The sequence below is a fragment of the Klebsiella sp. K47 genome, assembly GCF_051858335.1.
GTDB classification, from domain to species: domain Bacteria; phylum Pseudomonadota; class Gammaproteobacteria; order Enterobacterales; family Enterobacteriaceae; genus Klebsiella; species Klebsiella pneumoniae.
Genome location: NZ_JBPYUI010000021.1, coordinates 58,951 through 79,965, shown reverse-complemented (window position 1 = coordinate 79,965; position 21,015 = coordinate 58,951). Strand labels below are relative to the sequence as shown.

Genomic DNA, 21,015 nt, shown 5'->3' with positions numbered 1-21,015 from the left:
AAACAAACTGGAGACTGTCATGGAAAACCTGAATATGGATCTGCTGTACATGGCTGCCGCTGTGATGATGGGTCTGGCGGCAATCGGTGCTGCGATCGGTATCGGCATCCTCGGAGGTAAATTCCTGGAAGGCGCAGCGCGTCAGCCGGATCTGATCCCTCTGCTGCGTACTCAGTTCTTTATCGTTATGGGTCTGGTGGATGCTATCCCGATGATCGCTGTAGGTCTGGGTCTGTACGTGATGTTCGCCGTCGCGTAGTAAGTTGTTAGAAACCTAAGCCACAGAGTTAATTAAAGAGGTATTGTGCTGTGAACATGAACGCAACAATCCTCGGCCAGGCCATCGCGTTTGTTATCTTCGTATGGTTCTGCATGAAATACGTATGGCCGCCTTTAATGGCTGCCATCGAAAAACGCCAGAAAGAGATTTCTGACGGTTTAGCTTCTGCAGAACGCGCTAAGAAAGATTTGGACCTTGCACAGGCCAACGCGACCGACCAGCTGAAAAAAGCGAAAGCGGAAGCCCAGGTAATCATTGAGCAGGCGAACAAGCGCCGCTCTCAGATTCTGGACGAAGCTAAAGCTGAAGCAGAACAGGAACGCACCAAAATCGTTGCACAAGCGCAGGCTGAAATTGATGCTGAGCGTAAACGTGCACGCGAGGAGCTGCGTAAGCAGGTCGCTATCCTGGCTGTTGCTGGCGCCGAGAAGATCATCGAACGTTCCGTGGATGAAGCTGCTAACAGCGACATCGTGGATAAACTTGTCGCTGAACTGTAAGGAGGGAGGGGCTGATGTCTGAATTTGTAACGGTAGCTCGCCCCTACGCCAAAGCAGCTTTTGACTTTGCCGTCGAACACAACAGTGTTGAACGCTGGCAGGATATGCTGGCGTTTGCCGCCGAAGTGACCAAAAACGACCAAATGGCAGAGCTTCTCTCCGGTGCTTTGGCGCCGGAAACGCTCTCAGAAGCGTTTATCGCTATCTGCGGCGAGCAACTCGACGAAAATGGCCAGAACCTGATTAAGGTGATGGCGGAAAATAATCGTCTGAAGGTGCTCCCGGACGTTCTTGAGCAATTCATTCACCTGCGCGCGGCCAGTGAGGCCATCGCAGAGGTAGAAGTAATATCTGCCAACCAACTGAGTGATGAACAGCTTGCCAGGATCGTCAGCGCGATGGAAAAACGTCTGTCACGCAAAGTTAAGCTGAATTGCAAAATCGATAAGTCTGTTATGGCAGGTATTATCATCCGTGCGGGTGATATGGTCATTGATGGCAGCGTACGCGGCCGTCTTGAGCGCCTTGCAGACGTCTTGCAGTCTTAAGGGGACTGGAGCATGCAACTGAATTCCACCGAAATCAGCGAACTGATCAAGCAGCGCATTGCTCAGTTCAATGTTGTGAGCGAAGCTCATAACGAAGGTACTATTGTTTCTGTAAGTGACGGTGTTATCCGCATCCACGGCCTTGCCGAATGTATGCAGGGCGAGATGATCTCCCTGCCGGGTAACCGTTACGCTATCGCACTGAACCTGGAGCGCGACTCCGTAGGTGCGGTGGTAATGGGTCCGTACGCTGACCTCGCCGAAGGCATGAAGGTGAAATGTACTGGCCGTATCCTGGAAGTTCCGGTAGGCCGTGGCCTGCTGGGCCGCGTGGTTAACACCCTGGGCGCGCCAATTGATGGTAAAGGTCCGCTGGAAAACGACGGTTTCTCCGCCGTTGAAGCGATCGCGCCGGGCGTAATCGAACGTCAGTCCGTCGATCAGCCGGTACAGACCGGTTACAAATCCGTTGACGCCATGATCCCAATCGGTCGTGGTCAGCGTGAACTGATCATCGGCGACCGTCAGACCGGTAAAACTGCGCTGGCTATCGATGCCATCATCAACCAGCGTGATTCCGGCATCAAGTGCGTCTATGTCGCTATCGGTCAGAAAGCGTCCACCATCTCTAACGTGGTGCGTAAACTGGAAGAGCACGGCGCGCTGGCTAACACCATCGTAGTGGTAGCGACTGCATCTGAATCTGCTGCACTGCAATACCTGGCGCCATACGCTGGTTGCGCAATGGGCGAATACTTCCGCGACCGCGGTGAAGATGCGCTGATCGTTTACGATGATCTGTCTAAACAGGCTGTTGCTTATCGCCAGATCTCCCTGCTGCTCCGTCGTCCGCCTGGACGTGAAGCGTTCCCGGGCGACGTATTCTACCTCCACTCTCGTCTGCTGGAGCGTGCTGCGCGTGTTAACGCCGAATACGTTGAAGCCTTCACCAAAGGTGAAGTGAAAGGGAAAACCGGTTCTCTGACCGCGCTGCCGATTATCGAAACGCAGGCGGGTGACGTTTCCGCATTCGTTCCGACCAACGTAATCTCTATTACCGATGGTCAGATCTTCCTGGAAACCAACCTGTTTAACGCCGGTATTCGTCCTGCGGTTAACCCGGGTATCTCCGTATCCCGTGTTGGTGGTGCAGCGCAGACCAAGATCATGAAGAAACTGTCCGGTGGTATCCGTACCGCGCTGGCGCAGTATCGTGAACTGGCGGCGTTCTCCCAGTTTGCATCCGACCTTGACGATGCAACCCGCAAACAGCTGGACCACGGTCAGAAAGTGACCGAGCTGCTGAAACAGAAACAGTATGCGCCGATGTCCGTCGCGCAGCAGTCTCTGGTTCTGTTCGCAGCAGAACGTGGTTACCTGGCTGATGTAGAACTGGCGAAAATCGGTAGCTTCGAAGCCGCTCTGCTGGCTTACGTCGACCGTGATCACGCTCCGCTGATGCAAGAGATTAACCAGTCCGGTGGCTATAACGACGAAATCGAAGGCAAGCTGAAAGGCATCCTCGATTCCTTCAAAGCAACCCAGTCCTGGTAACGTCTGGCGGTCTGTCTTAGGGCAGGCCGCAAGGCATTGAGGAGAAGCTCATGGCCGGCGCAAAAGAGATACGTAGTAAGATCGCAAGCGTCCAGAACACGCAAAAGATCACTAAAGCGATGGAGATGGTCGCCGCTTCCAAAATGCGTAAATCGCAGGAGCGCATGGCGGCCAGCCGTCCTTACGCAGATACTATGCGCAAAGTGATTGGTCACCTTGCGAACGGTAATCTGGAATATAAGCACCCTTACCTGGAAGAACGCGACGTTAAGCGCGTGGGCTACCTGGTGGTGTCGACCGACCGTGGTCTGTGCGGCGGCTTGAACATTAACCTGTTCAAGAAACTGCTGGCGGAAATGAAAGCATGGTCCGATAAAGGCGTTCAGTGCGACCTCGCAATGATCGGCTCTAAGGGCGTTTCTTTCTTTAACTCCGTGGGCGGCAACGTGGTTGCACAGGTGACCGGTATGGGGGATAACCCATCCCTGTCCGAACTGATCGGCCCGGTAAAAGTGATGTTGCAGGCCTATGATGAAGGCCGTCTGGACAAGCTGTACGTTGTCAGCAACAAATTTATTAACACCATGTCTCAGGTTCCGACGATCACTCAGCTGCTGCCGTTACCGGCATCAGAAGATGCTGATCTGAAACGTAAATCCTGGGATTACCTGTATGAGCCCGATCCGAAAGCGCTGCTGGATACCCTCCTGCGCCGCTACGTCGAATCTCAGGTTTATCAGGGCGTGGTTGAAAACCTGGCCAGCGAGCAGGCCGCCCGTATGGTGGCGATGAAAGCCGCGACCGATAATGGCGGCAGCCTGATTAAAGAGCTGCAGTTGGTATACAACAAAGCTCGTCAGGCCAGCATTACTCAGGAACTCACCGAGATCGTCTCGGGGGCCGCCGCGGTTTAACCAGGTTATTTCGTAGAGGATTTAAGATGGCTACTGGAAAGATTGTCCAGGTAATCGGCGCCGTGGTCGACGTCGAGTTCCCTCAGGATGCCGTACCACGCGTGTACGAAGCCCTTGAGGTACAGAATGGTAATGAAGTTCTGGTGCTGGAAGTTCAGCAGCAGCTGGGCGGCGGTATCGTACGTACCATCGCCATGGGTTCTTCTGATGGTCTGCGCCGCGGTCTGGATGTAAAAGACCTCGAGCACCCGATCGAAGTCCCGGTAGGTAAAGCAACGCTGGGTCGTATCATGAACGTACTGGGTCAACCGGTTGACATGAAAGGCGACATCGGCGAAGAAGAGCGTTGGGCTATCCACCGCGCGGCACCGTCCTATGAAGAGCTGTCCAGCTCTCAGGAACTGCTGGAAACCGGTATCAAAGTTATCGACCTGATGTGTCCGTTCGCCAAGGGCGGTAAAGTTGGTCTGTTCGGCGGTGCGGGTGTAGGTAAAACTGTAAACATGATGGAGCTGATCCGTAACATCGCGATCGAGCACTCCGGTTACTCTGTGTTTGCGGGCGTAGGTGAGCGTACTCGTGAGGGTAACGACTTCTACCACGAAATGACCGACTCCAACGTTATCGATAAAGTATCCCTGGTGTACGGCCAGATGAACGAGCCGCCGGGAAACCGTCTGCGCGTTGCGCTGACCGGCCTGACCATGGCTGAGAAATTCCGTGACGAAGGTCGTGACGTACTGCTGTTCGTCGATAACATCTATCGTTACACCCTGGCCGGTACTGAAGTATCCGCGCTGCTGGGTCGTATGCCTTCAGCGGTAGGTTATCAGCCGACCCTGGCGGAAGAGATGGGCGTTCTGCAGGAACGTATCACCTCCACCAAAACCGGTTCTATCACCTCCGTACAGGCGGTATACGTACCGGCGGATGACTTAACTGACCCATCCCCAGCCACTACCTTTGCTCACTTAGATGCAACCGTAGTACTGAGCCGTCAGATCGCATCCCTGGGTATCTACCCGGCCGTTGACCCGCTGGATTCCACCAGCCGTCAGCTGGATCCGCTGGTTGTTGGTCAGGAACACTACGACACCGCGCGTGGCGTTCAGTCCATCCTGCAGCGTTATCAGGAACTGAAAGACATTATCGCCATCCTCGGTATGGACGAACTGTCTGAAGAAGACAAACTGGTGGTAGCTCGCGCGCGTAAGATCCAGCGCTTCCTGTCCCAGCCGTTCTTCGTGGCAGAAGTCTTTACCGGTTCTCCGGGCAAATACGTGGCGCTGAAAGACACCATCCGTGGCTTTAAAGGCATCATGGAAGGCGAATACGATCACCTGCCAGAGCAGGCGTTCTACATGGTCGGTTCCATCGACGAAGCCGTGGAAAAAGCCAAAAAACTTTAACGCCTTAATCGGAGGGTGATATGGCAATGACTTACCACCTGGACGTCGTCAGCGCAGAGCAACAAATGTTCTCTGGTCTGGTCGAAAAAATCCAGGTAACGGGTAGCGAAGGTGAACTGGGTATTTACCCGGGCCACGCGCCGCTGCTCACCGCCATTAAGCCTGGTATGATTCGCATCGTTAAACAGCACGGTCATGAAGAGTTTATCTATCTGTCCGGCGGCATTCTTGAAGTGCAGCCTGGCAGCGTGACCGTCCTGGCGGATACCGCAATTCGCGGTCAGGACCTCGACGAAGCGCGAGCGCTGGAAGCGAAACGCAAAGCGGAAGAGCACATTAAGAGCTCTCACGGCGATGTGGATTACGCTCAGGCGTCTGCGGAACTGGCCAAAGCGATCGCTAAACTGCGCGTTATCGAGTTGACCAAAAAAGCGATGTAACACCGGCTTGAACGTAAAAAGCCAGTCTGGGTTCCAGGCTGGCTTTTTTTATTGCCCGCTGCTGACGAGCGGATGAAGTGAAAACAGCATTCACCCTTAATTGTTATTGATTAGTTAAATGATGAGGCGTAAACTCTTTTTATGTGATGTATGTCACAAAAAAGAGCGTTATAAACTGCACCTGCGTCAGGAAATCATCATGAAACTGTTCCATAAAATCATCGCTAAATTTAGCGTCCTGAGCTTCTAAGCTCCGCGCTATCTCGCCCGCTGACACGACGTATCGCCCATCAAAACGACAACACTGGCGATGTGAAACCGGGAAAAGAAGGTCACCTGATAGGTGGCCTTTCGTTTTTTATGGATAGCATCCATCACTTTACCGTCCTCCCCCGCCAGCGACTGGCGAATATTTATCCTGGTTCTTCCCGCTGTGGGTGCTGATAAACGCCTGCCGCTGCGGCTTTATTCAGGTGGCGAAAAAACAGCAAAAGCAGTGAGATAGTTAATGATTCTCCACCCCGCCCTCCTTTTTCAGCGTTAAACTGATTTGCAGTGGTTAAAAATAGCGTCATAAAATGGGGTAAAACAGTGAGCCTGGACGTTTTCTCCACGTCTCGTTTTATGATGAAAAATATGTAGAAATTTCAACGTGAAAGGCTTTTACTTTTCGTTCTAATTACCGTCAGGATGAGTATGTCAAATAGTGCGATGAGCGTGGTTATCCTTGCTGCAGGCAAAGGGACCCGCATGTATTCCGATCTTCCTAAGGTGCTGCATACCCTGGCCGGGAAGCCAATGGTGCAGCATGTCATTGATGCCGCTAACGATTTAGGCGCATGTGCGGTACACCTGGTATACGGCCACGGCGGCGATCTGCTGCGTCAGACTCTGCATGAAGACAACCTGAACTGGGTGCTGCAGGCCGAGCAGCTCGGAACCGGGCACGCTATGCAGCAGGCGGCGCCATTCTTCAATGATGATGAAGACATCCTGATGCTCTATGGCGACGTGCCGCTGATCTCCGTTGAGACGCTACAGCGCCTGCGCGCCGCGAAACCACAGGGTGGGATTGGTCTGTTAACGGTGAAGCTGGATGACCCAACCGGCTATGGCCGCATTACCCGTGAAAATGGCCAGGTGACGGGCATCGTTGAGCACAAAGATGCCAGCGAGGCCCAGCGCCAGATCCAGGAAATCAACACCGGGATCCTGATCGCCGGCGGAGCGGATCTAAAGCGCTGGCTGGCGAAACTCACCAATAACAACGCTCAGGGTGAATACTACATCACCGATATCATCGCCATGGCGCACCAGGAAGGACACCAGATCGTCGCAGTGCATCCGCAGCGCCTGAGCGAAGTCGAAGGCGTCAACAACCGCCTGCAGCTTGCGCGCCTGGAGCGCGTCTACCAGGCGGAGCAGGCGGAAAAGCTGCTGCTGGCGGGCGTGATGCTGCGCGATCCGGCGCGTTTCGATCTGCGCGGTACGCTGCAGCACGGGCGCGATGTAGAGATCGATACTAACGTTATTCTGGAAGGCAACGTGGTGCTGGGCGATCGAGTGAAAATCGGCGCCGGCTGCGTGATCAAAAACAGCACCATCGGCGATGACTGCGAAATTAGCCCCTACAGCGTGGTGGAAGATGCCCAGCTGCAGGCAGCCTGCACCATCGGTCCATTTGCCCGTCTGCGCCCGGGCGCCGAACTGCTGGAAGGCGCCCACGTTGGTAACTTCGTGGAAATGAAAAAAGCGCGTCTCGGGAAAGGCTCCAAGGCGGGTCATCTGACCTATCTGGGCGATGCGGAGATTGGCGATAACGTCAATATCGGCGCGGGCACCATCACCTGCAACTACGATGGTGCGAACAAGCATAAAACGATTATTGGCGATGATGTCTTTGTCGGCTCGGATACCCAGCTGGTGGCCCCGGTCACGGTAGGCAACGGCGTCACGATCGCCGCCGGCACCACCGTCACGCGCAATATCGCCGATAACGAACTGGTGTTGAGCCGCGTACCGCAGGTCCACAAACAGGGCTGGCAGCGTCCGGTGAAGAAGAAATAATTTGGATTAGCGCCGGGGAAATTTTCCCGGCGAACCAGGATGAGAGGGTCAACATAGATCCCCGTCCGCAGGCAGTACCATAACAATAACCCCACTCTCTACAAGGCTCGGGGCGCCCGGAAAACGGGCAAATACAGGTCAGCGACAACGCATGGCATATCGCCATTATCAGGAAATTTAACTATGTGTGGAATTGTTGGCGCAGTCGCGCAGCGTGATATTGCTGAAATCCTTCTCGAAGGTTTACGTCGTCTGGAATACCGTGGCTATGACTCTGCCGGTCTGGCAGTGGTCGACAGCGAAGGTCATATGACCCGCGTGCGTCGCCTGGGTAAAGTTCAGATGCTGGCTCAGGCGGTAGAAGAGCAACCGTTACACGGTGGTACCGGGATCGCCCATACTCGTTGGGCGACGCACGGCGAACCGTCTGAGAGCAATGCGCATCCGCATGTTTCTGAACACATTGTGGTGGTCCATAACGGGATCATCGAAAACCATGAGCCGCTGCGCGCCCTGCTGCAGTCTCGCGGCTATGTCTTCGTCACTGAGACCGATACCGAAGTTATTGCCCATCTGGTGCACTGGGAGCTGGAACAAGGCGGTACCTTGCGTGAAGCCGTCCTGCGCGCTATCCCGCAGCTGCGCGGCGCTTACGGTACGGTGATCATGGATACCCGTGACCCGGGCACTCTGCTGGCGGCCCGCTCCGGTAGCCCGCTGGTAATTGGCCTGGGGATGGGTGAAAACTTTATCGCTTCCGACCAGCTGGCATTGCTGCCAGTTACCCGCCGCTTCATCTTCCTCGAAGAAGGCGATATCGCGGAAGTGACTCGCCGTTCGGTGGTGATTTTTGATAAGTCCGCTGCGCAAGTGAAGCGCCAGGAGATCGAATCCAATCTGCAGTATGACGCTGGCGATAAAGGTATCTACCGCCACTATATGCAGAAAGAGATTTTCGAGCAGCCGAACGCGATTAAGAACACCCTGACCGGGCGCATCAGCCATGGCGAAGTGGATCTCAGCGAACTGGGGCCGAACGCCAATGAAATGCTGGCTCAGGTTGAACATATTCAGATAGTGGCCTGCGGGACTTCCTATAACTCCGGGATGGTCTCCCGCTACTGGTTCGAAGCGTTAGCCGGCGTCCCGTGCGATGTGGAAATCGCCTCCGAATTCCGCTATCGCAAGTCCGCGGTGCGTCGCAATAGCCTGATGATCACCCTCTCCCAGTCCGGTGAAACTGCCGATACCCTGGCGGCGCTGCGTCTGTCGAAAGAGCTGGGCTATCTCGGCTCGCTGGCCATCTGCAACGTGCCGGGCTCGTCGCTGGTGCGCGAGTCCGATCTGGCGCTGATGACGAAAGCCGGAACGGAAATCGGCGTGGCCTCGACCAAAGCCTTTACCACTCAGCTAACCGTGCTGTTGATGCTGGTGGCGAAACTGGCGCGACTGAAAGGTCAGGATGCGTCTATCGAGCATGATATCGTGCACGGCCTTCAGGCTCTGCCGAACCGTATCGAGCAGATGCTCTCCCAGGACAAGCGTATTGAGCAGCTGGCAGAGCGCTTCTCTGATAAGCACCATGCGCTGTTCCTTGGCCGTGGCGATCAGTATCCGATCGCTATGGAAGGGGCGCTGAAGCTGAAAGAGATCTCCTACATTCACGCGGAAGCCTATGCGGCGGGCGAGCTTAAGCACGGCCCACTGGCGCTGATTGATGCGGAAATGCCGGTGATTGTGGTGGCGCCGAACAACGAACTGCTGGAAAAACTGAAATCCAACATCGAAGAGGTTCGTGCCCGCGGCGGTGAACTATACGTCTTCGCCGACGGTGAAGCCGGCTTCAACGGTAGCGATAACATGCACATCATTGAGATGCCGCATGTGGAAGAGACCATCGCCCCTATCTTCTATACGGTTCCGCTGCAGCTGTTGGCTTATCACGTCGCGCTGATCAAAGGCACTGACGTTGACCAGCCGCGTAACCTGGCGAAATCGGTAACGGTTGAGTAAAGCATCCTATCCTGCAAAGGGCTGCCAACGGCGGCCCTTTTTATTTGCACCTGCTGTTTTCCACCGATTACGTGCGTAATATTTTGGCTGGCGGTAGATGACAAACGATCGTTTTACGGTCCGATTTCGCCGTCATAAAAAGAAAATTATTTTGTCATTCCACGGTCATGATTAGAGATAACCATCTGAGTTATAAGCGTATTATTTGGCGTAAAATCCACTCTCCCGGCCTGTCATAAAACTGTCATAATTCGTACATTTTACTGTCACCTCTTTGACCTATTTTGCTCACCATAGCCTCGAAACAATGATTTACGAATCCCAGCAGGAGACATTATGAACGTTATGCGTACCACCGTCGCAACAGTTGTCGCCGCGACCTTATCGATGAGCGCTTTCTCTGCCTTCGCAGCAGCAAGCCTGACTGGCGCAGGCGCAACTTTCCCTGCGCCGGTGTATGCCAAATGGGCTGATACCTATCAGAAAGAAACTGGCAATAAAGTGAACTACCAGGGTATTGGTTCCTCTGGTGGCGTTAAGCAGATTATTGCCAACACCGTTGATTTCGGTGCTTCTGATGCTCCGCTGGCTGATGACAAACTGACCCAGGAAGGTCTGTTCCAGTTCCCCACCGTGATTGGCGGCGTGGTACTGGCGGTTAACCTGCCTGGCGTGAAATCCGGCGAGCTGGTGCTGGATGGCAAAACCCTCGGTGATATCTACCTGGGTAAAATTAAAAAATGGGATGACGAAGCGATCGCTAAGCTCAACCCGGGCCTGAAGCTGCCGTCGCAGAACATCGCCGTGGTCCGCCGCGCCGATGGTTCAGGTACCTCCTTCGTTTTCACCAGCTACCTGTCCAAAGTGAATGAAGAGTGGAAATCGAAAATCGGCGCCGGCTCTACCGTAAACTGGCCAACCGGTCTGGGCGGTAAAGGCAACGATGGTATCGCCGCCTTTGTTCAGCGTCTGCCGGGCTCGATTGGTTACGTCGAATACGCTTACGCTAAGCAAAATAACCTGGCCTACACCAAACTGGTCTCTGCCGACGGCAAGCCGGTTAGCCCGACTGAAGACAACTTCGCTAACGCCGCAAAAGGCGTTGACTGGAGCAAGTCTTTCGCTCAGGACCTGACCAACCAGAAAGGCGAGAATGCATGGCCGATCACCTCAACCACCTTCATCCTGGTGCACAAGACGACGAACAAGCCGGAACAGACCGCTGAAGTGCTGAAGTTCTTCGACTGGGCGTATAAAAACGGCGGGAAAGAAGCGAATGCGCTGGATTACGCGACGCTGCCGGAAAGCGTGGTAGAGCAGGTTCGCGCGGCATGGAAAACCAACGTCAAAGACAGCAGCGGTAAAGCGCTGTACTAACAGTAGATTTTTGACGAAGATGGCGGGGGCGTTCAGGCGCTGCCCGCCCTACGGTTCAGACTGTAGGCCCGGGAGCCAACGCCACCGGGCATTTATTCGAACAAGTTTTAATACGTAAAGAGTAATCTATGGCTGCAACCAAGCCTGCATTTACCCCTCCGGGGAAAAAGGGTGACATGATTTTCAGTGCGCTGGTAAAACTGGCTGCGCTGATTGTGCTATTGATGCTGGGCGGCATCATCGTTTCCCTGATCATCTCTTCCTGGCCGAGCATTCAAAAGTTTGGCTTTGCCTTTTTGTGGACCAAAGAGTGGGATGCGCCTAACGAGATCTTCGGCGCGCTGGTCCCGATTTACGGAACCCTGGTCACCTCTTTTATCGCGCTGCTGATCGCCGTTCCGGTGAGCTTCGGCATCGCGCTGTTTCTGACAGAATTGTCCCCCGCCTGGCTCAAGCGTCCGCTGGGCATTGCGATTGAGCTGCTGGCGGCAATCCCGAGCATCGTGTACGGCATGTGGGGCCTGTTTATTTTCGCCCCGCTGTTTGCGACTTACTTCCAGGAGCCGGTCGGCAACGTCCTGTCGACCATCCCGTTCGTCGGCGCGCTGTTTGCCGGCCCGGCGTTTGGTATCGGTATTCTCGCCGCTGGCGTCATTCTGGCCATCATGATCATCCCTTACATCGCCGCGGTCATGCGCGATGTTTTCGAACAGACCCCGGTGATGATGAAAGAGTCGGCCTATGGCATCGGCTGCACCACCTGGGAGGTGATCTGGCGCATTGTCTTACCGTTCACCAAGAATGGGGTGATCGGCGGGGTGATGCTCGGTCTGGGCCGCGCGCTGGGTGAAACCATGGCGGTCACCTTTATCATCGGCAACACCTACCAGCTCGACAGCATCTCGTTGTATATGCCGGGGAACAGTATTACCTCCGCGCTGGCTAATGAGTTCGCCGAAGCGGAAACCGGCCTGCACGTGGCGGCGCTGATGGAGCTGGGCCTGATCCTGTTCGTTATCACCTTTATCGTTCTGGCCGCGTCGAAGTTTATGATTATGCGCCTCGCGAAGAATGAGGGGGCACGCTAATGGCGACCATTGAATTGCAAACTACCGCCGAACTGGCGGAGTCCCGTCGCAAGATGCAGGCCAAACGCCGCATGAAGAACCGTATCGCTCTGGCGCTGTCGATGGCGACCATGGCGTTTGGTTTGTTCTGGCTTATCTGGATCCTGATGGCGACGATAACCCGCGGTTTCGACGGCATGAGTCTGGCGCTGTTCACCGAAATGACGCCGCCGCCGAATACGGCGGGCGGTGGACTGGCTAACGCCCTCGCCGGCAGCGGCCTGCTGATCCTGTGGGCAACCGTATTTGGTACGCCGCTGGGTATCCTCGCCGGAATTTATCTGGCGGAGTATGGCCGCAAGTCGGTGCTGGCGGAAATCATCCGCTTTATCAACGACATTCTGCTTTCCGCGCCGTCTATCGTGGTGGGGCTGTTCGTCTACACCATTGTGGTGGCGCAGATGCAGCACTTCTCGGGCTGGGCGGGCGTTATCGCGCTGGCGCTGCTGCAGGTGCCTATCGTTATTCGTACCACCGAAAACATGCTGAAGCTGGTGCCGGATAGCCTGCGTGAAGCGGCCTATGCGCTGGGGACGCCGAAGTGGAAGATGATCTCGGCGATCACCCTGAAAGCCTCCGTCTCAGGGATTATGACCGGGATCCTGCTGGCTATCGCCCGTATCGCCGGGGAAACGGCGCCGCTGCTGTTCACCGCGCTGTCCAACCAGTTCTGGAGCACCGACATGATGCAGCCGATTGCCAACCTGCCGGTGACCATTTTCAAATTTGCCATGAGTCCGTTTGCGGAGTGGCAGCAACTGGCATGGGCCGGGGTATTGATTATCACCCTGTGCGTCTTGCTGCTGAACATCCTGGCGCGCGTTATCTTCGCCAAGAAGAAACACGGTTAATTTTTTGCAGCGCAGCAACTGCTGCGCTGAATGAGGAAGAGATTGAGATGAGTATGGTGAATACAGCTCCGGGTAAGATTTCAGTTCGTAACCTGAACTTCTACTACGGCAAATTCCATGCCCTGAAGAACATCAACCTGGATATCACCAAAAACCAGGTGACGGCGTTTATCGGTCCGTCAGGCTGTGGTAAATCCACCCTGCTGCGCACGTTCAACAAGATGTTTGAACTGTATCCGGAGCAGCGCGCGGAAGGTGAGATCCTGCTGGATGGCGACAACATTCTGACTAACACCCAGGATATCGCCCTGCTGCGCGCTAAGGTTGGCATGGTGTTCCAGAAACCAACGCCGTTCCCGATGTCCATATACGACAATATCGCCTTCGGCGTGCGCCTGTTTGAAAAGCTGTCCCGTGCCGATATGGACGAGCGCGTGCAGTGGGCGCTGACCAAAGCCGCATTATGGAACGAAACCAAAGATAAACTGCACCAGAGCGGGTATTCTCTCTCCGGTGGTCAGCAGCAGCGTCTGTGCATTGCCCGCGGTATCGCGATCCGCCCGGAAGTGCTGCTGCTTGATGAGCCGTGCTCCGCGCTGGACCCGATCTCCACCGGGCGTATCGAAGAGCTGATCACCGAGCTGAAACAGGACTACACCGTCGTTATCGTGACTCACAACATGCAGCAGGCTGCGCGTTGCTCCGACCATACGGCATTTATGTATCTTGGCGAGCTGATTGAGTTCAGCAACACGGATGACCTGTTCACTAAGCCCGCGAAGAAACAAACTGAAGATTATATTACTGGCCGCTACGGTTGATTTGCCCTTGTGCTTTCAGGCTCTCACCAGTTGGGCAATCAGGAGACACCATGGACAACCTAAATCTTAACAAACATATTTCCGGCCAGTTCAACGCTGAACTGGAGTATATCCGCACCCAGGTGATGACCATGGGTGGGCTGGTGGAACAGCAGCTCTCTGATGCCATCACCGCCATGCATAACCAGGACAGCGATCTGGCGAAACGCGTCATCGACGGCGACAAGCAGGTCAACATGATGGAAGTGGCTATCGATGAAGCGTGCGTGCGCATCATCGCCAAGCGCCAGCCGACCGCCAGCGACCTGCGCCTGGTGATGGCGATCATCAAGACTATCGCTGAGCTGGAACGCATTGGCGACGTGGCGGATAAAATCTGCCGCACCGCGCTGGAGAAGTTTTCCCAGCAGCACCAGCCGCTGCTGGTGAGCCTCGAATCGCTGGGCCGCCACACGGTGCAGATGCTGCATGACGTACTGGATGCGTTTGCGCGTATGGATCTCGACGAAGCGGTACGTATCTATCGCGAAGATAAGAAAGTCGACCAGGAGTATGAAGGCATCGTGCGTCAGCTGATGACCTACATGATGGAAGACTCGCGCACTATCCCCAGCGTCCTGACCGCGCTGTTCTGCGCGCGCTCCATCGAGCGTATCGGCGACCGCTGCCAGAATATCTGCGAATATATTTTCTACTTCGTCAAAGGTCAGGATTTCCGTCACGTTGGCGGCGATGAGCTGGATAAACTGCTCGCTGGCAAAGATCCGAAAGAGTAATAATCATTCTGTCTAATTCTGGTAAATGGATTTATCAGAATTAGATATGTTTTACCCCGCGGCTGCGAGATTGCTGAGATTATCGTCACAATTAACAATCTGCCCGTTTGAGTTATTCATTTTATCGCGTAACAATCAGCCGCCACTCACTGAGTTTTAACGCTCAGGATGGTTTAAACGGATTGTGACTGCGACAGCAGGCAAAACCTGATATTGCTCCTGGGGGCGATATCAGGTTTTTTGTTTTATGCGGGCCAATAATGGCTGAATGAGGGTTGCTACCGCGATGCGCGGGCAAAACCTGAAGAGGATTATCTGCCAAGGCAGATGGTCTTCTTCAGGTTTTTTTGTTTTTGTCTAACCGCAAAAATAACAGCCGCCGCGACGTCAAACGGTATGGATACGGCTATTAGCACCGGCACGGAATAGGGTTGTTGTCGTGTTTTATTTACGCCAATGATTATATAAGGGAATATTATGATGAGAAAAAACAGGATCGCTTCGGCGATAGTCTTGCTGGCGCCACTTTGTTATTCAACTAATCTGCTAGCGAGCCAGTTGACGGTGGAACAACGGCTTGAGCTGCTGGAAAAAGCGCTCAAAGACACGCAAAAAGAGCTCAAAAAATATCAGGACCAGGAAAGAAAAAGAGACCAGATTTGGGCCTCATGGTCTCCTCCTGCGGAAGGTCAGAAGCGCAATACCGGGGGGGCGACCGCCGGGCCGAAAACGGCGGTTAAACCGGATGCTGTGCTGGTTAAAAATCAACAACCTGTCACCGATGGCGCGCCAGCCTACAGCGCGATGACGCTGAAAGACTTTAGCAAGTTCGTGAAAGATGAAATTGGCTTTAGCTATAACGGCTACTTCCGTTCCGGCTGGGGGACCGCCTCGCACGGCTCGCCAAAATCATGGGCGATCGGTTCGCTTGGCCGCCTGGGTAATGAATATTCCGGCTGGTTCGATCTGCAGCTGAAGCAGCGGGTGTTTCAGGAAGGCGATAAACGCGTCGACGCCATCGTGATGCTCGACGGGAACGTCGGCCAGCAGTATTCCACTGGCTGGTTTGGTGACAATGCCGGCGGCGAAAACTACATTCAATTCTCGGATATGTATGTTAACACCAAAGGGTTCCTGCCGTTTGCGCCGGAAGCCGATTTCTGGGTCGGCAAACACGGGGCGCCAAAAATTGAAATCCAGATGCTGGACTGGAAAACGCAGAGAACCGATGCGGCGGCCGGCGTAGGGCTGGAAAACTGGCAGGTGGGCGCCGGGAAATTCGATATCGCGTTGATTCGCGAAGATGTCGATGATTATGACCGTTCTTTAAGCAATAAGCAGCAAATTAACACCAACACCCTGGACGTTCGCTACAAAGAGATTCCGCTGTGGGATAAAGCCAGCCTGATGGTTAGCGGACGCTATGTCGCCGCCAACCAAAGTTCCTCTGAGAAATATAAAGAGGGCAATGAAGGTTATTATCCGTGGAAAGATACCTGGATGGCTGGTACCTCGTTAACGCAGAAATTTGCTAACGGCAGCTTTAACGAATTCTCTTTCTTACTGGCCAATAACTCTATTGCCAGCAGCTTCTCACGCTATGCCGGATCCAGCCCCTATACCACCTTTAATGGCCGCTATTATGGCGATCATACCAATGGCACCGCCGTGCGCTTAACCTCGCAGGGGGAAACCTATTTACGCGATGACGTTATTATGGCGAATGCCATCGTCTACTCTTTTGGTAACGACGTCTATAGCTACGAAACCGGGGCCCACTCCGATTTTGAATCTATCCGTACGGTTCTGCGACCGGCTTATATCTGGGATAAATATAACCAGACCGGCGTCGAGCTGGGGTACTTCAAACAGCAAAACAAAGATGTTACCGGCAAGAAATATAACGAGTCCGGCTACAAGACCACACTGTTCCATACCTTCAAAGTCAATACCAGTATGCTGACCTCGCGCCCGGAAATTCGTTTCTATGCCACCTATATTAAAGCGAAGGATATTGACCTGGATAAGGCCGCGAATAATACCACCAGCATTTTTGAAGACGGGAAGAACGATCAGTTTGCCGTGGGGGCGCAGGCGGAAATCTGGTGGTGAGACGATAACTGAACGGACACAACGAAAGAGGAACAACGATGAAACGACATGCAATTTATTTCGCCCTGGCGCTGGCGGGCGCGGCGTTTACCCTCCAGGCGGCGCCATTACCCGCGATGCCGGACCCAAGCCTGCCGGTGAGCCACTTTATCACCCAGGTTAACGCGGATAAGAGTATCACTTACCGCTTGTTTGCCCCTGATGCCCGGCGGGTCTCGATAGTGACTGGCGCCACGCCGGACTCCTTTGTCTCGCACGACATGACCAAAGCAGCGGACGGAGTCTGGACATGGAAAAGCGAGCCGATGAAGCCCAATCTCTATGAATACTATTTCGATGTGGATGGCTTCCGCTCGGTAGATACCGGCAGCCGCTATCAGAAGCCGCAGCGCCAGGTGAACACCAGTTTGATTCTGGTGCCGGGCAGTATTCTTGACGATCGGGAGGTTGCGCATGGCGATCTGCGCACCCTCACCTATCACTCGAAGGCTCTGAACGCCGAACGTCGTCTCTATGTCTGGACGCCGCCGGGCTATAGCGGAACCGGCGATCCGCTGCCGGTGCTCTATTTCTATCATGGCTTTGGCGACAGCGGCCTGTCGGCCATCGATCAGGGGCGGATCCCGCAAATCATGGATAACCTGCTGGCGGAGGGCAAGATTAAGCCGATGCTGGTGGTGGTCCCGGATACCGAAACCGATATCCCGGAAGCGGTCGCGGAAAACTTCCCGCCGCAGGAGCGGCGCAAAACCTTCTATCCACTTAATGCGCAGGCGGCGGATAAAGAGCTCATGCAGGATATTATTCCGCTGATCGATGCCCGATTTAACGTGCGTAAAGATGCCGACGGTCGGGCGCTGGCGGGCCTCTCGCAGGGCGGTTATCAGGCGCTGGTTTCCGGAATGAATCATCTGGAGAGCTTTGGCTGGCTCGCCACCTTTAGCGGCGTTACGACTACCACGGTGCCGAATGCCGGCGTGGAAGCGCAGCTGAAGCAGCCTGACGCGATCAATAAGCAGCTGCGTAACTTTACCGTGGTCGTCGGGGAAAAAGATTCTGTGACCGGTAAAGACATTACTGGTCTGAAAAGCGAGCTGGAAAAACAGCAGATTAAATTTGATTACCACCAGTATCCCGGCCTGAACCATGAAATGGACGTCTGGCGCCCGGCCTACGCCGAGTTTGTGCAAAAACTGTTTAAATAACCTTTAGGGGGCCTTCAGCCCCCGTTTTGTGCTTGTGAAGGACGACAAGATGAAAATGATTGTGACCGAAGATTATGAAGAGATGAGCCTGGTCGCCAGCCATCATGTTCTGGGCTATATCACGGCGCCGCGGCGGGTGAATCTGGCGGTGACGGCGGGGAGCACGCCAAAGCGGATGTATGAGCATTTGACCGCCGCCGTGAAAGGCAAAGCATTCTATGATCGGGTGCACTATTACAACTTCGATGAGATCCCTTTTCGCGGCCAGTCGCGAGAAGGCGTCACGATATCTAATTTGCGCCAGCTGTTTTTTACCCCGGCGCAGATCAAAGAAGAGAACATTCACAAGCTGACGCTGGACAACGCCGCTCAGCACGATCGCCAGCTGGAAGAGGCTGGCGGTCTGGATCTGATGGTGCTGGGGCTGGGGGCCGACGGCCATTTTTGCGGCAACCTGCCGAATACCACCCGCTTTCATGATCAGACGGTCGAAGTGCCGATTCATGGGGAAATGATTGCTCTTATCGCTAACAGCGAGATGGGCGGGGATATCTCGGCAGTACCAGACAGCTATGTCACCATGGGGCCGAGAAGCGTGATGGCGGCGAAAAATTTATTGCTAATTGTCAGCGGTGCGGCAAAAGCGCACGCGTTAAAGCAAGTGGTGGAAGGTCCGGTCAGCGTGCAGGTGCCGGCTTCAGTGCTCAAATTGCACCCTTCACTGGTGATTATTGCCGATAAAGCGGCGGCGGCGGAATTGCAGCAATAAAAAGCCGCTAGTTCTATTCCCCGCTTACGCAGACGCATAGCGGGGGGGCATCGATGCCAACGTGCCGCTCACCAGGCCCTTAACGCGTGATATCCCAGCCGCGCGCCTGCCACAATGCCGGCAGCTCTGCCAGATCGGTAAAGGTCGTCACTTTGGGATGATCGATCGGCTGGTTGTGCGGATCGGCGCAGAAATAAAACACTTCCATGCCGGCGGCAATCCCCGACTGAGCGCCGGCGCTGGAGTCATCCACCAGAATACAGTTTTCGGCTTTTACCTGCATGGCCTCTGCCGCATGAAACATCAGCGCCGGGTCGGGCTTCCAGCGCTGAATATCGTAGCCGCTGTACAAGCGGTCAGTGAAATGGCGCAGCAGGCCGGTGCGTCCGAGCGAGTGCTGCATCTTACTGACCGGGCCATTGGAAACCACGCACATCGGGACGCTTACCGCATCCAGCAGCGCCTGGGCTCCGGGAATCACCTCCAGCTCGCTATCGAACAGGCGAGCGACCTCGGCCCGGTAAATCGGCTCCAGGGTGGCCTTTTGCAGATTAACGCCATACTCAGCGTTGATGGTGTCGATAATTTCGTACAGCTTCACACCTTTGAAGCGCTTAAAAATCTCGGCGAGGTCCAGCGTAATGCCGAATTCCTGAAACATGTGAACGTAGGCGCGGGAGCAAATCACCTCGCTGTCGACCAGCGTGCCGTCACAGTCAAAAAATACTGCTTCTGGTTGAGTCATAGCCTTTCCATATTAACAAGTTTAACGTTTTCGTAATGCTCAATGCCGCGACGCAATCGTTGCCGTATAAGCAAAATAAATGAAAAAAATTACCATACAACCGCGCCTGGTGCCGTAATTTGGTATAGGATAGCCTCGAATTTTCCCTCCTTACGTTCGGAAACCGATAATGAGTCAACAACAAACCAGCCAGTCTTCTGGCCAGGGTCTGCTGGAGCGCGTATTTAAGCTGCGCGAGCACGGCACCACGGTGCGCACCGAAGCCATCGCCGGTTTCACCACGTTCCTGACGATGGTGTATATCGTTTTTGTTAACCCACAAATTCTTGGCGTAGCGGGCATGGATACCAGCGCCGTGTTTGTGACCACCTGTCTGATTGCCGCTTTCGGCAGTATCCTGATGGGTCTGTTCGCGAACCTGCCGGTCGCCCTGGCGCCGGCGATGGGCCTGAACGCCTTTTTCGCCTTTGTGGTGGTGCAGGCGATGGGGCTGCCGTGGCAGGTGGGCATGGGCGCCATCTTCTGGGGCGCCGTGGGCCTGCTGCTGCTGACCATCTTCCGCGTACGTTACTGGATGATCGCCAATATTCCGCTTAGCCTGCGTGTAGGTATCACCAGCGGTATCGGCCTGTTTATCGGCATGATGGGCCTGAAAAACGCCGGGGTGATTGTCGCCAATCCGGAAACGCTGGTCAGCATTGGTCATTTGACTTCCCACAGCGTACTGCTGGGCGTGCTGGGCTTCTTTATCATCGCGATTCTGGCGTCGCGCAACATTCACGCCGCGGTACTGGTCTCTATCGTTGTGACCACCCTGCTGGGCTGGATGCTGGGCGACGTGCATTACACCGGGATCGTCTCGGCGCCGCCGAGCGTGGCTTCGGTGATTGGTCAGGTCGATCTGGCGGGCTCCCTGAACCTGGGCCTGGCCGGCGTGATCTTCTCCTTTATGCTGGTCAACCTGTTTGACTCCTCCGGGACGCTGATTGGCGTGACGGATAAAGCGGGTCTCGCGGATGCCAACGGTAAATTCCCGCGCATGAAGCAAGCGCTGTTTGTCGATAGCGTCTCGTCGGTGGCGGGCTCCTTCATCGGTACCTCGTCGGTGACGGCCTATATCGAATCTTCTTCCGGCGTTTCCGTGGGCGGGCGTACCGGCCTGACCGCCGTTGTCGTTGGTATCCTGTTCCTGCTGGTTATTTTCCTCTCTCCGCTCGCGGGGATGGTTCCTGGCTATGCCGCCGCGGGCGCGCTGATATACGTTGGCGTGCTGATGACCTCCAGCCTCGCGCGCGTGAAGTGGAGCGACCTGACCGAGGCGGTGCCTGCGTTCATCACCGCAGTGATGATGCCGTTTAGCTTCTCGATCACCGAAGGTATCGCCCTGGGCTTTATCTCTTACTGCGTGATGAAGATCGGTACCGGCCGGCTGCGCGAGCTCAGCCCGTGTGTGATTATCGTTTCGCTGCTGTTCGTGCTGAAAATTGTCTTTATCGATGCACATTAA

19 protein-coding genes are annotated in these 21,015 nt (G+C 54.8%); 18 read left to right on the top strand and 1 reads right to left on the bottom strand.

Annotated features, from left to right (window positions below; all coding sequences use genetic code 11):
• Positions 1-19: 19 nt before the first annotated feature.
• The 17 genes from atpE to RRF55_RS19355 all read left to right on the top strand — a co-directional run bounded on the left by atpE (position 20) and on the right by RRF55_RS19355 (position 18,763).
• Positions 20-259: a F0F1 ATP synthase subunit C gene (gene atpE / locus RRF55_RS19435; RefSeq protein WP_000429386.1), complete on the top strand. Its 240-nt coding sequence runs from the start codon at positions 20-22 to the stop codon at positions 257-259.
• Between the two features lie 50 nt (positions 260-309).
• Positions 310-780: a F0F1 ATP synthase subunit B gene (gene atpF / locus RRF55_RS19430; protein ID WP_004107293.1), complete on the top strand. Its 471-nt coding sequence runs from the start codon at positions 310-312 to the stop codon at positions 778-780.
• 14 nt (positions 781-794) lie between these two features.
• Positions 795-1,328: a F0F1 ATP synthase subunit delta gene (atpH, locus tag RRF55_RS19425; RefSeq protein WP_004144994.1), complete on the top strand. Its 534-nt coding sequence runs from the start codon at positions 795-797 to the stop codon at positions 1,326-1,328.
• A gap of 12 nt (positions 1,329-1,340) precedes the next feature.
• On the top strand, positions 1,341-2,882 hold the full coding sequence (gene atpA / locus RRF55_RS19420) for a F0F1 ATP synthase subunit alpha (RefSeq protein WP_004144995.1): 1,542 nt from the start codon (positions 1,341-1,343) through the stop codon (positions 2,880-2,882).
• Positions 2,883-2,932: 50 nt separating this feature from the next.
• Entirely contained in the window at positions 2,933-3,796 is an 864-nt protein-coding gene (gene atpG / locus RRF55_RS19415) for a F0F1 ATP synthase subunit gamma (RefSeq protein ID WP_004144996.1), read from the top strand.
• 26 nt (positions 3,797-3,822) lie between these two features.
• Positions 3,823-5,205, top strand: coding sequence for a F0F1 ATP synthase subunit beta (gene atpD, locus RRF55_RS19410; protein ID WP_004144997.1), 1,383 nt, complete (start codon positions 3,823-3,825; stop codon positions 5,203-5,205).
• Between the two features lie 20 nt (positions 5,206-5,225).
• The gene (locus tag RRF55_RS19405) at positions 5,226-5,645 is read left to right on the top strand and encodes a F0F1 ATP synthase subunit epsilon (RefSeq protein WP_001251971.1); all 420 of its coding nucleotides are present in this window, start codon (positions 5,226-5,228) and stop codon (positions 5,643-5,645) included.
• 696 nt (positions 5,646-6,341) lie between these two features.
• Positions 6,342-7,712: a bifunctional UDP-N-acetylglucosamine diphosphorylase/glucosamine-1-phosphate N-acetyltransferase GlmU gene (gene glmU / locus RRF55_RS19400; protein ID WP_004173839.1), complete on the top strand. Its 1,371-nt coding sequence runs from the start codon at positions 6,342-6,344 to the stop codon at positions 7,710-7,712.
• Between the two features lie 183 nt (positions 7,713-7,895).
• Positions 7,896-9,725 (top strand): glutamine--fructose-6-phosphate transaminase (isomerizing), encoded by a 1,830-nt coding sequence (gene glmS / locus RRF55_RS19395; RefSeq protein ID WP_004150309.1) that lies wholly within the window; start codon positions 7,896-7,898, stop codon positions 9,723-9,725.
• 336 nt (positions 9,726-10,061) lie between these two features.
• Positions 10,062-11,102: a phosphate ABC transporter substrate-binding protein PstS gene (pstS, locus tag RRF55_RS19390; RefSeq protein WP_016531022.1), complete on the top strand. Its 1,041-nt coding sequence runs from the start codon at positions 10,062-10,064 to the stop codon at positions 11,100-11,102.
• A 128-nt stretch (positions 11,103-11,230) separates the two neighbouring features.
• Positions 11,231-12,190 (top strand): phosphate ABC transporter permease PstC, encoded by a 960-nt coding sequence (gene pstC / locus RRF55_RS19385; protein ID WP_004145004.1) that lies wholly within the window; start codon positions 11,231-11,233, stop codon positions 12,188-12,190.
• Positions 12,190-13,080: a phosphate ABC transporter permease PstA gene (pstA, locus tag RRF55_RS19380; RefSeq protein WP_004151547.1), complete on the top strand. Its 891-nt coding sequence runs from the start codon at positions 12,190-12,192 to the stop codon at positions 13,078-13,080. The genes pstC and pstA overlap by 1 nt, the downstream gene beginning before the upstream one ends.
• A 47-nt stretch (positions 13,081-13,127) precedes the next feature.
• Positions 13,128-13,901, top strand: coding sequence for a phosphate ABC transporter ATP-binding protein PstB (pstB, locus tag RRF55_RS19375; protein WP_004145006.1), 774 nt, complete (start codon positions 13,128-13,130; stop codon positions 13,899-13,901).
• A 50-nt stretch (positions 13,902-13,951) separates the two neighbouring features.
• Positions 13,952-14,677, top strand: a complete 726-nt coding sequence (phoU, locus tag RRF55_RS19370; protein WP_004145007.1) for a phosphate signaling complex protein PhoU — start codon at positions 13,952-13,954, stop codon at positions 14,675-14,677.
• Positions 14,678-15,154: 477 nt separating this feature from the next.
• Positions 15,155-16,789, top strand: a complete 1,635-nt coding sequence (locus tag RRF55_RS19365; RefSeq protein WP_064153630.1) for a carbohydrate porin — start codon at positions 15,155-15,157, stop codon at positions 16,787-16,789.
• A gap of 38 nt (positions 16,790-16,827) precedes the next feature.
• Complete coding sequence (locus RRF55_RS19360; RefSeq protein ID WP_439419156.1) at positions 16,828-17,994, top strand: alpha/beta hydrolase-fold protein; 1,167 nt, start codon at positions 16,828-16,830, stop codon at positions 17,992-17,994.
• Positions 17,995-18,043: 49 nt separating this feature from the next.
• Positions 18,044-18,763: a glucosamine-6-phosphate deaminase gene (locus RRF55_RS19355; RefSeq protein WP_004901614.1), complete on the top strand. Its 720-nt coding sequence runs from the start codon at positions 18,044-18,046 to the stop codon at positions 18,761-18,763.
• A 79-nt stretch (positions 18,764-18,842) separates the two neighbouring features.
• On the opposite strand, the gene yieH is transcribed toward RRF55_RS19355, so the two are convergent.
• Positions 18,843-19,508 carry a 6-phosphogluconate phosphatase gene (gene yieH, locus RRF55_RS19350; protein WP_004145102.1) on the bottom strand — a complete coding sequence of 222 codons (666 nt, stop codon included), beginning with the start codon at positions 19,506-19,508 and terminating at the stop codon, positions 18,843-18,845.
• 169 nt (positions 19,509-19,677) lie between these two features.
• Here yieH and RRF55_RS19345 point away from each other — a divergent pair, with 169 nt between their 5' ends.
• Positions 19,678-21,015, top strand: coding sequence for an NCS2 family permease (locus RRF55_RS19345; RefSeq protein WP_004145100.1), 1,338 nt, complete (start codon positions 19,678-19,680; stop codon positions 21,013-21,015).

Coding starts and splice junctions, on each gene's coding strand:
- atpE (WP_000429386.1), top strand. CDS start 20: ATGGAAAACCTGAATATGGATCTGCTGTACATGGCTGCCGCTGTGATG.
- atpH (WP_004144994.1), top strand. CDS start 795: ATGTCTGAATTTGTAACGGTAGCTCGCCCCTACGCCAAAGCAGCTTTT.
- atpA (WP_004144995.1), top strand. CDS start 1,341: ATGCAACTGAATTCCACCGAAATCAGCGAACTGATCAAGCAGCGCATT.
- atpG (WP_004144996.1), top strand. CDS start 2,933: ATGGCCGGCGCAAAAGAGATACGTAGTAAGATCGCAAGCGTCCAGAAC.
- atpD (WP_004144997.1), top strand. CDS start 3,823: ATGGCTACTGGAAAGATTGTCCAGGTAATCGGCGCCGTGGTCGACGTC.
- RRF55_RS19405 (WP_001251971.1), top strand. CDS start 5,226: ATGGCAATGACTTACCACCTGGACGTCGTCAGCGCAGAGCAACAAATG.
- glmU (WP_004173839.1), top strand. CDS start 6,342: ATGTCAAATAGTGCGATGAGCGTGGTTATCCTTGCTGCAGGCAAAGGG.
- glmS (WP_004150309.1), top strand. CDS start 7,896: ATGTGTGGAATTGTTGGCGCAGTCGCGCAGCGTGATATTGCTGAAATC.
- pstS (WP_016531022.1), top strand. CDS start 10,062: ATGAACGTTATGCGTACCACCGTCGCAACAGTTGTCGCCGCGACCTTA.
- pstC (WP_004145004.1), top strand. CDS start 11,231: ATGGCTGCAACCAAGCCTGCATTTACCCCTCCGGGGAAAAAGGGTGAC.
- pstA (WP_004151547.1), top strand. CDS start 12,190: ATGGCGACCATTGAATTGCAAACTACCGCCGAACTGGCGGAGTCCCGT.
- pstB (WP_004145006.1), top strand. CDS start 13,128: ATGAGTATGGTGAATACAGCTCCGGGTAAGATTTCAGTTCGTAACCTG.
- phoU (WP_004145007.1), top strand. CDS start 13,952: ATGGACAACCTAAATCTTAACAAACATATTTCCGGCCAGTTCAACGCT.
- RRF55_RS19365 (WP_064153630.1), top strand. CDS start 15,155: ATGATGAGAAAAAACAGGATCGCTTCGGCGATAGTCTTGCTGGCGCCA.
- RRF55_RS19360 (WP_439419156.1), top strand. CDS start 16,828: ATGAAACGACATGCAATTTATTTCGCCCTGGCGCTGGCGGGCGCGGCG.
- RRF55_RS19355 (WP_004901614.1), top strand. CDS start 18,044: ATGAAAATGATTGTGACCGAAGATTATGAAGAGATGAGCCTGGTCGCC.
- yieH (WP_004145102.1), bottom strand. CDS start 19,508: ATGACTCAACCAGAAGCAGTATTTTTTGACTGTGACGGCACGCTGGTC.
- RRF55_RS19345 (WP_004145100.1), top strand. CDS start 19,678: ATGAGTCAACAACAAACCAGCCAGTCTTCTGGCCAGGGTCTGCTGGAG.